Genomic DNA, 12,198 nt, shown 5'->3' with positions numbered 1-12,198 from the left:
ACGCTCAGGTAGGTAGGGGCGCGTCGCGTTTCAGTTGGTCCATCACGATCTGGCTTTGGACCCGGGCCACTGCAGGATGCGGCAGTATCACCTGGTGAAGCAAGCGATTGAGGGCGGAAAGATCGTCGCAATAGACATGCAGCAGGTAATCTGCCTCTCCGGTCATCGTCCAGGCGCTGGTGATCTCGGGGCGGGTGTCGACCATGCGCGCAAAACTTTCGGACTGTTCGGGTCCGTGGGTGCCCAGATGGACCTGGATGAAGCCTTGTACTTGCAGACCCAGCTTCAGCGGATCCAGTCGCGCGGCATACCCGGTGATGAAGCCTTCGGCCTCAAGCCGCTGACGCCGCCGCCCGGCCTGACTTGGGGACAGGTTCAGCATCTCGCCCAATTGGTGCGCGGTCAGGTGTGCGTCTTTTTGCAAGGCCGACAACAGCCGCGTGTCAGTGGAATCCAGCATATGCGGAGTTTCCTTGAAAAATCCCTAAAGCATGCGTGATTTGCGCGTGTGAGCATAGTTTACACGAAAACAATGCGCAGAAACAGCACTGGTTAAGGCGTATTTTGGAATCAGCAAAGAAATTCCTGTTTTTAAGGAGACGCGCCATGGGTCCATTCCCGCACAACGCCCCGAAATCTGTCATCAGCCCCGAAAATCCAGCCGGTACCGATGGGTTCGAATTTGTCGAGTTCGCCCACCCGGAACCCCAGGAGTTGCGCGATCTGTTCGCCAAAATGGGTTTCGAACTTGTCGGCCATCACAAGGACAAACCCTTGGTCGAGTTGTGGCAGCAGGGCGACGTCACCTATATCCTGAACGCGGACCCCGAGAGCTATGCTGCCAAGTTCGTGGCCGAACATGGTCCGTGTGCGCCCGCTATGGGGTGGCGTGTCGTGGACGCTCAGAAAGCCTATGAGCATGCGGTGTCCAAAGGGGCCGAACCCTATGATGCGGCGGACAAGACTATGGATGTCCCAGCCATCAAGGGTATTGGCGGTTCGCTGATCTATTTCATCGATCAGTATTACGATACATCGCCCTACAATCGGGAGTTCACCTGGACCGAACAGTCCAAGCCGCGTGGCGATGGGTTCTACTACCTCGATCACCTGACCCACAATGTCTACAAGGGCAACATGGACAAGTGGTTCAAGTTCTATGGCGACCTGTTCAACTTCCGCGAAATCCGCTTCTTTGACATTCAGGGCAAGTTCACCGGCCTTTATAGCCGCGCGCTGACTTCGCCTTGCGGTCGTATCCGTATTCCGATCAACGAAGATCGCGGTGAGACCGGGCAGATCGTCTCGTATCTCAAGAAATACAAGGGTGAAGGCATCCAGCACATCGCGGTGGGCAGCGAGGACATCTATGCCTCGACCGACGCGATTGCCGAGAAGGGCCTTAAATTTATGCCGGGTCCGAACCAGTCCTATTATGAAATGTCCCGAGATCGCGTCGCGGACCATGAAGAGCCTCTGGACCGGATGATGAAACACGGCATCCTGATCGATGGAGAAGGGGTTCTGGACGGCGGCGAGACCCGGATCTTGTTGCAGATCTTCTCGAAAACTGTGATCGGCCCGATCTTCTTCGAGTTCATCCAACGCAAAGGCGATGATGGATTTGGCGAAGGGAACTTTCAGGCCTTGTTCGAATCCATCGAGCGCGAGCAGATCGAAAGCGGTGAGATTTCAGCGGCTTAAGGTTGTGACTTAATCCTGAAGGCGGTCGCGGGTATCCCCGTGGCCGCCTTTTTTCTTAGCCTCTGGGCATCTTCAAGATCACGTTCTTGCCGCGCTTTTGGTACCGCAACTCGCTGTCGCCAATAGCGATCACGCTACCGCCGTCCAGCCTGTCACCCACTTTCAGCTTTTTGTACCGGCCGCTGGGCAACCGGACCAAGGCCCGCCGGTTGGCGGGGGTGCCGTATACCCCGATCAGGTTCAGCTTGCGCAGGTTGAGCGCCCGGTCGATGGTCGCCTGTCGGGCGACAGACGCGGTCGAAGGAATCTTGGGCGAAACCGCTTTTGCCTGGAATGAGCCGGCTTCGTCCGAGCTTTGGTTTACGGCCGCCGTCGACCCGAGATTGGCGGTAGTGGTTGCGGCGGGCTGCCTTAGCCCCGCAGGCCGAGGTTTCGGGCGCGGGACACGGACAACGGCCAATGCGGTTGGTGTTTCATCCACCTCGGGGCTGCTTTGCAACGACTCAGGTCGCAGCTTGGGCCGAACGACCGCCAGTTCGGCACGTGTACGTCCGCCAAGTTGGCTACGTTCGAAGCTTTCCAACAAATTCGCTGGGCGAGGCTTGGGCCGGTATTGCGCCAAACGGTCCGCAGGATCCTCTTCGATCGGTTCCTGTTCGAACCGTACCGGAACCGCTGGGGGCACCTTGGACGGGCGGCCCAGGTAAACGACCACGCCTTCAGGGTTCAATGTCCCTTCGGCTGTGGGCGTGACCAGACCTCGTTCGTCCAGTTCGAACTGAACTCCGGCCTCTGCGGGTTGCGCGATCTGCTCAAAAGGCAGGTCTGTTTCAAAGCTGGCGACCGGAGGCAATGCGACAGCATCCTGCGACAAATCAGTGCGATCCAAGGACGCCAGGTACAACTCATCCTCTGGGGGCAAGATAGGATCGGGCAGGGGCCTCGGGACGCTGAATTCCACGCCAGCTAGCGCGGGAACATCCGTAGCCTCGGGCGCGCCCTCTACCGGTTCAACTGCCGTTGGGGCAATGTTCAGAGCCTCAAGGATCGCGGCATCGGTGGCGCTGATGTCCGGGCTTTCCTCGGGTTGAGACTGTTCAGTCTCAGCAGATGAGAGCGCCGCGATCTCCGGTGCCTCGACGGTCTCGGGCGCTTCAACCACTTGGGTTTGCGCGGGCTCTTCGGGCTCCGGCACTGCTACGACTTCGGGTTCCGGGGTTTCCTCAATCTCAGGTGCTGCGACGACTTGAGTTTCAGGGGCTGGTTCAGGCTCAGGGTCCGAAACTGCCACCGCCTCTGGGGTGGCGGGTGTGTCAGAGCCGGACATTGACCATGTGATCAGGCCGATGCAGGCTATGGCGGCAGCAGCCGCTGGAATTGCATAGCGCCTCAGGGCCGTGGCACCGTTCGCAGTGTCAGCCGCACTGGTTGCAGGGGCTGATCGGAACTCTGTCGGGGTCTCCGTATCTGCGATCGCATGAACGGCAGGGCCGGTATCCTGTTCGTCGTTGCTTTTCGCTGACGGCGGTTCGGATGGGGCGTCCAGTTCGAAAACAGGTTTGGACGGGTAAGCCTGATCCTCGGGCTTGGTGGTGTATTGGATAGGAACAAATCCATGCTCCGCCGCAAACACGCGTGCTTCTTCGAGAGTCTGCCGGGCAACAGCGGCGACGTAGGTCGTCGTGCCATCGGTTTCGGTGACAAAAGCCAGCTCTTCCAGTTCGTAGGGCGTTGCGTCGGCCAATTCGGCCCGCGCCTTATCCGCGCTATCCTCAGCGTTGAGTCCTTCGGTGGGAACGGACAGGAACCGCACCTGATCGGCCGGGATAACCAGCTTGCAATTCAGGTCGTTTTCCAGCGCAAAGCCTTTTTCACGCAGGGCAATAATCTGTGCGTTCAGGTCCGGCGCATCCAGCGCGACCTCGCCAATGCAGAACCAGTCGCCATCTGCGTGGTGGTGCAGGGATATTCCGGTCGAAGAAAAAGACAGCGCAAAGGCAGGTTTCATAATCCGGAAAAACCATAGTTATCATCATCGGTGCAAACGACGGATCGCCCGCAGAGTGACATTAAAGCAGGATCCCGCCGAGGGAAAGAAAAAGCCGGGCTTTCCCCTTGTTCGGCAGACCCTTGCCACCCCATGTTGTGGGAAAGCCTATCGGAGGGAAGACCTTGAATAAAATCGCTTTTCTAGCCGCAGCTCTGTCGATATCAGCAGCGGGCCTGGCCCATGCGGAAGAACGTCGCATCACTGTTGACGCTGCGGGAACCGTGCAATCTGTACCCGACATGGCCACCATAACGCTGGGCGTCACTAACGAGGACGCACAGGCGTCGAACGCCATGCAGGCGACCTCGGACGCGGTGGAGCAAGTGCTCAGCCGCCTGCAAGAGCTTGGTATCGATGCGCGGGACGTGCAGACACGCGATGTGTCATTGTCGCCGGTCTGGAACAATCGCAACAGCAGCAGCGGGGAGCGGCCTGAAATCTCAGGCTTTGTCGCGTCCAACCGGGTGTTTGTTCGTGTCCGCGACCTGTCGCAGTTGGGCACAATCATGGACGCCGTAATTCAGGACGGCGCCAACGATTTCGGCGGTCTGAGCTTTGGGGTTCAGGATCCCAAACCTCTTGAAGCCCAAGCCCGCGCCAATGCCGTGGCCGAAGCGATTGCCAAGGCGGAACAGCTTGCGCAGGCCGCAAATGTGACGCTTGGCCCGGTGCAAGAGATCAGTGAACAGGTCGGTGGTGCCCGCCCGGTCGCGATGATGCGCGAGTTCAACATGGCTGATGCAGGTGGTGTACCTGTCGCGGGCGGCGAAATCTCGGTCTCGGTTACGGTGACGATGGAGTTCGAAATTTCTGAGTAATCTCAGACTTTAGCGCGGGCCATCAGAGGGTGCCTCTGCTGGCCCGTCTCATCAAAGTTCTCAGGCGCGAGCCATGTTTCAAAAGCACTACGGATGCGTGGCCATTCGCTGTCGACAATCGAGTACCACGCTGTATCGCGGTTTCGGCCTTTGTAGTGCGTGGCCTGCCTGAACACGCCTTCGAAGGTAAAGCCAAGCCGCTCGGCCGCTTGACGAGACGGTCCGTTCAACGCGTCGCATTTCCATTCGTACCGGCGGTAACCCAGTTCGTCGAAAACGCGCCGCATCATCAGGTACATCGTTTCGGTGGATTGCGATTTGCGCTGCAACAGAGGCGAGAAATGGATGTGCCCGACCTCGATCGCGCCCGCCGCAGGTTCGATCCGTAGATACGAGGCCATGCCGACGGGTGTGTCCGAGCTATCCAAAACCGAGTGAAACATCGGGTCTGCATCCATGCAGGTCGCGCGCGCCCAATCCTCGAACCCTCGTTCATTTTCGAAGGGTCCATACGGTAGATAGGTCCAGTTGTGGCCATCCGTATCGTTGGCAAACGCCCGGAACAATCCGGGCGCATGCCGATTAACATCCAGCGGCACGACAGAGCAATAACGGCCTTCCATCGGTGTGTAAGGTGGAGTGGGGCGAGGGAACTCGCCCGTGACCGGCAGTCCTATGGGTTGGCCAAGGTCGTTGGTGTCGTGGCTGCTCATGGTTTAGGCCGTGGCTTTTGCCAGAGCCTGATCCAAATCGGCGATCAGGTCATCGGCGTCTTCGATCCCGATCGAAACCCGCACCACACCCGGGCCGGCACCCGCGGCTTCTTGCTGTTCCGGCGTCAGTTGGCGGTGGGTGGTCGAAGCCGAGTGGATAATCAGCGACCGCGCATCGCCCAGGTTTGCCACGTGGCTGAAAATCTCAAGCGCATTCACCAGCTTGACGCAAGCGTCATACCCGCCCTTGACCGCAAAGGTGAACAAGGCTCCGGCACCTTTCTTGTAATGCGCCTTGACCCGGTCGTGATAGGGCGAGGAGGGCAGGCCAGCATAGGTGACGTAATCCACGCGATCATCCGATTCGAGCCATGCTGCGATCTTCTGCGCGTTCTCAACGTGGCGTTCCATCCGCAAGGACAAGGTCTCAATACCCATCAGCGTATAGTGCGCCGCTTGCGGGTTCATCGTCATACCCAGATCGCGCAGACCGATGGCGATGCCGTGAAAGGTAAAGGCCAGAGGGCCAAACGTCTCATGGAACTTCAGGCCGTGATAGGCTTGCTCCGGTTCGCTGAGAGATGGGAACTTGTCATTCGCCGACCAGTCGAACTTGCCCGAATCTACGATGCAGCCGCCGGTGACGGTGCCGTTGCCGGTCAGGTACTTTGTGGTTGAATGCACGACCAGCGTAGCACCATGCTCGATCGGGCGGCACAGGTAAGGCGTGGCCGAGGTGTTGTCGACGATCAGCGGAATACCCGCAGCGTCCGCCACATCCGCCAGCGCGCGGATATCTGTGACATAGCCGCCCGGGTTGGCAATCGATTCACAGAACACCGCGCGGGTGTTTTCGTCGATGGCGTCTTTCACCGCGTCCAGATCGTCGGTGTCGATGAACTTGGCCGACCAGCCGAACCGCTTGATTGTCTGGCTGAACTGCGTGACCGTGCCACCGTATAGGCGGGTTGAGGCGACGACATTGCAGCCCGGCCCCATCAGCGGGAACAGCGCCATGATCTGAGCGGCGTGACCGGAAGAGCAGCAGACCGCGCCAACACCGCCTTCCAGTGTCGCGACACGTTCTTGCAGAACGGCCACGGTTGGGTTGGTCAGGCGGGAATAGATAAAGCCGACCTCTTGCAGGTTGAACAACGCAGCCGCGTGGTCAGCATCGCGGAACACATAAGCCGTGGTCTGATAGATCGGTGTCTGACGGGCGCCAGTCGCAGGATCGGGTCGCGCGCCCGCATGAATTTGAAGCGTGTCAAAACCGTAAGTTGGGCCGTCAGACATCGTGGAAATCTCCTGTTGGAATGTGTGTTGCAGAATCTCTAGGCGATTGAGGACGCTTGCACAACAATCCTGTCAGCGCATCCACAGGCCCTTGTTACGGATCCGATTGCGAATGACCTGCTCGCGTTTTGGCAGGGTGTCGCGATCGAATATCTCTCGGATCTTGTGGCCCTTGCGCTGCAGCACCAGCTTCTTGATCGGGTCATATGCCTTGAGCACTTTTTTGACCCGGTTCGGAGCGGCCACGGTTTCCAGCACCTCGACGACATGGTCGCTTTCGCGCGCGTAGAGTAGGGGGAGCAGGCGATAGTGACAGCTTACCGACCCGTCCAGCAGGCCCGTAGGCAAGGCGTTCCGCCCGCCGCCGAACGAATGGATCACCAGCGGCAATGCCGCCTGATCCAGCCAGGGATCGAGGTTCTGGCCAGCAAGCTCGGGGATATCCTCATCCCGAATGGCGCGGGCGTAGTTCAGAAAACGCTCTCCGAACTTGCGCGGGCAGGAGTAATAGAAGAATCCGGCGTTGAAGTACAAATAGCGCCGCCAGTAATCGACCGGCTGGCTTGTGTCCTGAGAGCTTTCGAAATCCAGCCCGAACTTGCGATACAGCGCCCCCCAGATTCCGTGCAGTCCGGGACCATACAGGGTCGGCTTAGGCCAAGTGCCTTCGACCCGCAGAGACGCGCTGGGTCGGTCGAAGTCGAAGGGCACACCCGTCACATCACCGGTGATCAGTGTGTCGCTGTCGAAGAACACAAAAGGCTCACCCTCGGGCAGGGCCTGCAGCGCCTCGATCTTGTTGCCATAAGGATAGCTGTGGCCAAAGACCTTGTTCTCGAAAGGCAGGATTTCTGCTTCCAACTGGCGCAGGGCCTTTAGCAGATCATCATCGTGAAGGCTTGGATCCTGAGGCCAGCGCGGTCCGGCTTGAGGGACAGCAACGAACAATCGACCTGAAAAATCCGGGCTGCTGTGACGCAAGGATGCCGCGAACAGCAGAGCCTCGTATTGCAGCCGGTTGTTTTGCCCGATGATGACAATGTTGAATTTCGAGGCGCTGGCCTGCATCCGGTGACTTTCAGTTATTGTGAATGCCGTCGTCCGGCGCTGCTCGGGTGATGTGCTTGACGTACAGCACACAAAGCCGCCCGTCAAAACCCGAAGTAAGAGGCCCATTTGAAATGTGTCTGTGTAATCCCATGTTAGGCAGAAGGTCTCGATCAGGAGCGAGCTAATGAAGATCAACGCAGATTTCACAAAACGCGTCGCGGTTCATTTCGACCAGACAGATTGGGTTGCGTCGCCCGCTGCTGGCGTCGAGCGCAAGATGCTGGATCGCATCGGGGACGAGGTCGCGCGCGCAACGACCATCGTGCGTTTTGCTCCGGGCAGTGCTTTTGCGCCGCATACCCATGATGGGGGCGAGGAATACCTGGTGCTGGACGGAGTGTTTCAAGACGAGACCGGCGATTTCCCTGTTGGCAGTTACGTGCGTAATCCGCCCACTTCGTCACACACCCCTTCGGCGAAAGAGGGCGCGACAATCTTGGTGAAGCTGCATCAATTCGATCCCGCAGACCGGACCGAGCTGCGTCGGTCGATCAATGGCAAGGGAAATGCCCAACTGTTCAAAGACGCGCACGAGGAGGTCAGGGTGGTCAACCTGACAGCGGGCGAGACGTTGGAGCTGGACGCAACAGAGGGGTTGGAGCTGTTTGTGATCGAAGGATCGCTGCAAGAATCCGGCGAAGAATTCACCAACTGGGATTGGCTCAGATTGCCGCCAGGTACACGGTCTGCGGCGACCGCAGGGACCTCAGGGGCGCGGGTTTGGACGAAAACCGGGCATCTTTCACAGATGGTCTGATCCACCTGCTGCATCAAAAACAGGCAGATTCAAAGGAAAACCGGGTCGATTGGCTCGGTTTTTTCATTTTTTGACCATTTGGCAAATTTTACCAATTGATAAAAAATTTGTTTGTGGCAAGCTGAGGTCATAACAAACATATCTACAGGGAGTAGAGTGATGGCACAGGGCCAGATTGCCTCCGGCATTGTCTCCGGGCGGCTGTCCAGCGATGAGCTGACCTCGAATTTCACGGATCTGCATCCGCCACTGGCCCCGCACGAGGCCGCCGTGGCTGCTGATCGGTGCTACTTTTGCTATGACGCGCCGTGCGTGACGGCCTGTCCTACGGACATCGATATTCCGCTGTTCATGCGGCAGATCCAGGCCGGCCAACCTGAGGCCGCAGGCGAGACTATTCTGGCACAGAACATTCTGGGCGGTATGTGCGCCCGTGTTTGTCCCACCGAGACTTTGTGCGAAGAAGTTTGCGTTCGCGAAACCGCCGAGGGCGCGCCGGTCGAGATCGGGCGCCTGCAGCGTTACGCGACCGACAGCGTGATGGCGAAGGGGACTCATCCCTTTCAACGCGCCACGCCCACGGGCAAAACGGTTGCCGTGATCGGCGCAGGGCCCGCAGGTCTGGCTTGTGCCCACCGACTGGCCATGTTCGGTCATGACGTGGTGATCCACGAGAGCAAGCCCAAACCCGGCGGTCTGAACGAGTATGGGATCGCCGCTTATAAATCGACCAACAACTTCGCTCAGGCCGAAGTAGATTGGCTGCTGGAAATCGGCGGCATCTCGATCGAGACCGGTTCGGTTCTGGGCGAGGGGATCTCGCTGGAGGGGCTGGTCGAAAACTATGACGCGGTGTTTCTGTCCATCGGTCTTGCCGGGGTGAACGCCCTGCGTGCTGATGGGGCGGAAAAAGATGGCGTTCGCTTCGCAGTGGATTTCATCTCGGACGTGCGTCAGGCTTCTGATCTGGTCGATCTGCCCGTAGGTCGCAACGTGGTCGTCATCGGCGGTGGCATGACCGCGGTGGACGCGGCGGTGAAATCGAAACTGCTGGGTGCCGAACATGTCACCATCGCCTATCGCCGAGGACGCGACGCGATGGGGGCCAGCCGGTACGAACAGGACCTCGCATCGTCGCACGGCGTCAAGATCATGACCAATGTGCAACCTGTCGCCATCCACGGAAACGGAGCCGCGGTCGAGATCGAGTTGGAGTATACCACCAGCCACGACGGGCAGCTGACCGGCACTGGGGAAATGATCCGCCTGCCAGCGGATCAGGTGCTCAAAGCCATTGGTCAAAATCTGGACGGCGCGCCTGAGGGTCTGGAACTGGACGGCAACAAGATCGCTGTGACCGGGGCCGGGCGAACCTCGATGGCGGGTGTTTGGGCCGGTGGCGACTGTGCGGCGGGGGGCGAAGACCTGACCGTGACCGCAGTGGCCGAGGGCCGCGATGCCGCGATGGACATCCACGCAACGCTGGTTTCGTGATAGGGTGGGGTATTCACCCCATTTCTTTCGCTGCTGAGGTATTCCCATGTCCCAGATCGAACAAGCCGTTGCTCAACACTACACCACCGGAGCCCTAACCGACCGCGTTCGCGCGGCGCTTGAGGCCAGTGGAATCGACCCTGACGCGGCCACTGTGGCCGATCTGAAAGCGGGGGATGAGTTCCACACCGGCGGCGTTCTGGCGACGGACAACCTGTTCGCGCAGCTGTCGCCCACCCATGCAACGCGTGTTCTGGACGTCGGATGCGGCATAGGCGGTACGTCTCGGTACATCGTGGATCGTTATGACTCGACGGTGACCGGGGTCGACCTGACCCCGGAATTCGTCGAAACGGCCACAGCGCTGAGCGATCTGGTTGGGCATTCCGACAAGGCCAGCTTTCATGTCGGCAGCGCTTTGGACATGCCCGTGCCGGATGCCGGGTTTGACCTTGCCGTCATGTTGCATGTGGGCATGAACATCGAAGACAAGGCCGGTCTGTTCGCCGAAGTCGCGCGCGCGCTGGCCACGGGTGGAACCTTCGCCCTGTTCGATGTCATGGGCGGGGACGCGGATGAACCGCTGTCCTTCCCGCTGCCTTGGTCAACCGTACCTGAGACCTCGTTCGTTCATGCGCCGCAGGTCTACAAAGACGCCGCAGATGCTGCCGGTCTGGAATTGGTCGCCGAAACCGACCGTACGCAATTCGCGCTGGAGTTCTTCGAGGAAGTCTTCGCGCGCATTGCTGAATCCGGACCTGCGCCGTTGGGTATCCATCTGATGATGGGCGAGACCGCGCCCGAGAAATTCCAGAACTACGTCAAAAACCTGAAGGCCGGGCGCATTCGTCCGACCGAAATGATATTCAAGAAAACCGGCTGAGCCGGGAAGGGAGACGCCATGGCCGATCTGAAGACAAACTTTCTGGGCATCGAAAGCCCCAACCCTTACTGGCTGGCATCCGCTCCGCCTACTGACAAGGAATACAACGTCCGCCGCGCGTTCGAGGCCGGATGGGGTGGCGTAGTCTGGAAAACACTGGGGTCCGAGGGACCTCCGGTCGTGAATGTGAACGGCCCGCGCTACGGTGCGATTTACGGTGCGGATCGTCGCCTGTTGGGGCTGAACAACATCGAATTGATCACCGACCGACCGTTGGAGGTGAACCTGGAAGAGATGGCGCGGGTCAAGGCTGACTACCCGGATCGCGCTCTGATTGCCTCGATCATGGTACCGTGCGAGGAAGCGGCGTGGAAAGCCATCCTTCCGCGTGTGGCCGAAACCGGCGCGGATGGGATCGAGCTGAACTTTGGCTGCCCGCACGGGATGAGCGAACGCGGCATGGGATCGGCGGTGGGGCAGGTGCCGGAATATATCGAGATGGTCACCCGTTGGTGCAAGCAGTACTACGACCGTCCGGTTATCGTGAAGCTGACGCCGAACATCACCGATATCCGTAAGCCCGCTGAGGCCGCCAAAAACGGCGGCGCGGACGCGGTGTCGCTGATCAACACGATCAACTCGATCACCAGCGTCAACCTGGACACGTTCAGCCCCGAGCCTTCGATTGACGGCAAAGGCAGCCACGGCGGCTATTGCGGTCCGGCGGTGAAGCCGATTGCCTTGTCGATGGTCTCGGAAATCTCACGCGCTCAGGCGACGCATGGCCTGCCGATCTCTGGTATTGGCGGCGTGACCACGTGGCGTGATGCGGCAGAGTTCATGGCGCTGGGTTGCGGCAACGTACAGGTCTGCACCGCCGCAATGACCTATGGGTTCAAGATCATCGACGAACTGACGGCGGGCCTGTCCAAATGGATGGATGAAAAGGGCTACAAAAACGTCTCGGAAATCGTCGGTCTGGCCGTTCCCAACGTGACCGACTGGCAGTATCTGAATCTGAACTACGTGGCCAAGGCAAAGATCGATCAGGATCAGTGCATCAAATGTGGCCGCTGCTATGCCGCCTGCGAGGACACCAGCCACCAGGCAATTTCGATGTCCGATGACCGGGTGTTTGAGGTGATGGATGACGAATGCGTCGCCTGCAACCTGTGTGTCGATGTTTGTCCGGTGGACGGCTGCATCTCGATGGTGCCAATGGCTGCGGGCGAAGTCGATCCGCGTACTGGACGAGAGGTTCAGCCAGAATACGCGAACTGGACAACGCATCCAAATAACCCAATGGCAAAAGCCGCTGAGTAAACGATCTAATAGAAACAATGAAAGGGCCGGGAAGCGGCCCTTTTTTGCTG

General features: G+C 59.1%; 11 protein-coding genes. 6 read left to right on the top strand and 5 right to left on the bottom strand.

Features of this window, described 5'->3' with window-relative positions; all coding sequences use genetic code 11:
• Window positions 1-4: 4 nt before the first annotated feature.
• Entirely contained in the window at window positions 5-460 is a 456-nt protein-coding gene (locus tag GOV53_RS03025; RefSeq protein ID WP_170421670.1) for an Lrp/AsnC family transcriptional regulator, read from the bottom strand.
• 146 nt (window positions 461-606) lie between these two features.
• Here GOV53_RS03025 and hppD point away from each other — a divergent pair, with 146 nt between their 5' ends.
• Entirely contained in the window at window positions 607-1,704 is a 1,098-nt protein-coding gene (gene hppD, locus GOV53_RS03020; RefSeq protein ID WP_170464225.1) for a 4-hydroxyphenylpyruvate dioxygenase, read from the top strand.
• A gap of 55 nt (window positions 1,705-1,759) precedes the next feature.
• Here the strand turns inward: hppD and GOV53_RS03015 are convergent, their stop codons facing one another.
• Complete coding sequence (locus GOV53_RS03015; RefSeq protein WP_170464223.1) at window positions 1,760-3,712, bottom strand: hypothetical protein; 1,953 nt, start codon at window positions 3,710-3,712, stop codon at window positions 1,760-1,762.
• A 164-nt stretch (window positions 3,713-3,876) separates the two neighbouring features.
• Between GOV53_RS03015 and GOV53_RS03010 the strand changes: the two genes are divergently transcribed.
• Window positions 3,877-4,572, top strand: a complete 696-nt coding sequence (locus tag GOV53_RS03010; RefSeq protein ID WP_170464221.1) for an SIMPL domain-containing protein — start codon at window positions 3,877-3,879, stop codon at window positions 4,570-4,572.
• Between the two features lie 2 nt (window positions 4,573-4,574).
• Here GOV53_RS03010 and GOV53_RS03005 read toward each other — a convergent pair whose 3' ends face one another.
• The 3 genes from GOV53_RS03005 to GOV53_RS02995 all read right to left on the bottom strand — a co-directional run bounded on the left by GOV53_RS03005 (window position 4,575) and on the right by GOV53_RS02995 (window position 7,649).
• Window positions 4,575-5,285: a GNAT family N-acetyltransferase gene (locus GOV53_RS03005; protein WP_170464218.1), complete on the bottom strand. Its 711-nt coding sequence runs from the start codon at window positions 5,283-5,285 to the stop codon at window positions 4,575-4,577.
• Between the two features lie 3 nt (window positions 5,286-5,288).
• The gene (locus GOV53_RS03000; protein WP_170464216.1) at window positions 5,289-6,581 is read right to left on the bottom strand and encodes an O-acetylhomoserine aminocarboxypropyltransferase/cysteine synthase family protein; all 1,293 of its coding nucleotides are present in this window, start codon (window positions 6,579-6,581) and stop codon (window positions 5,289-5,291) included.
• A gap of 72 nt (window positions 6,582-6,653) precedes the next feature.
• Entirely contained in the window at window positions 6,654-7,649 is a 996-nt protein-coding gene (locus GOV53_RS02995) for a hypothetical protein (protein WP_170464214.1), read from the bottom strand.
• Between the two features lie 166 nt (window positions 7,650-7,815).
• Between GOV53_RS02995 and GOV53_RS02990 the strand changes: the two genes are divergently transcribed.
• From GOV53_RS02990 to preA, 4 genes are all read left to right on the top strand, one after another.
• Entirely contained in the window at window positions 7,816-8,448 is a 633-nt protein-coding gene (locus GOV53_RS02990; protein WP_170464212.1) for a cupin domain-containing protein, read from the top strand.
• A gap of 159 nt (window positions 8,449-8,607) precedes the next feature.
• On the top strand, window positions 8,608-9,942 hold the full coding sequence (locus GOV53_RS02985) for an NAD(P)-dependent oxidoreductase (RefSeq protein ID WP_170464210.1): 1,335 nt from the start codon (window positions 8,608-8,610) through the stop codon (window positions 9,940-9,942).
• Between the two features lie 46 nt (window positions 9,943-9,988).
• Window positions 9,989-10,825 (top strand): methyltransferase domain-containing protein, encoded by an 837-nt coding sequence (locus GOV53_RS02980; RefSeq protein WP_170464208.1) that lies wholly within the window; start codon window positions 9,989-9,991, stop codon window positions 10,823-10,825.
• An 18-nt stretch (window positions 10,826-10,843) separates the two neighbouring features.
• Window positions 10,844-12,148, top strand: a complete 1,305-nt coding sequence (preA, locus tag GOV53_RS02975; RefSeq protein WP_170464206.1) for an NAD-dependent dihydropyrimidine dehydrogenase subunit PreA — start codon at window positions 10,844-10,846, stop codon at window positions 12,146-12,148.
• Window positions 12,149-12,198 lie beyond the last annotated feature (50 nt).

Source organism: Ruegeria arenilitoris, assembly GCF_013035315.1.
Lineage (GTDB): Bacteria > Pseudomonadota > Alphaproteobacteria > Rhodobacterales > Rhodobacteraceae > Ruegeria > Ruegeria arenilitoris_D.
Note: the sequence above shows the minus strand (reverse complement) of the source record. Positions and strands in the feature narration are given on the sequence as shown.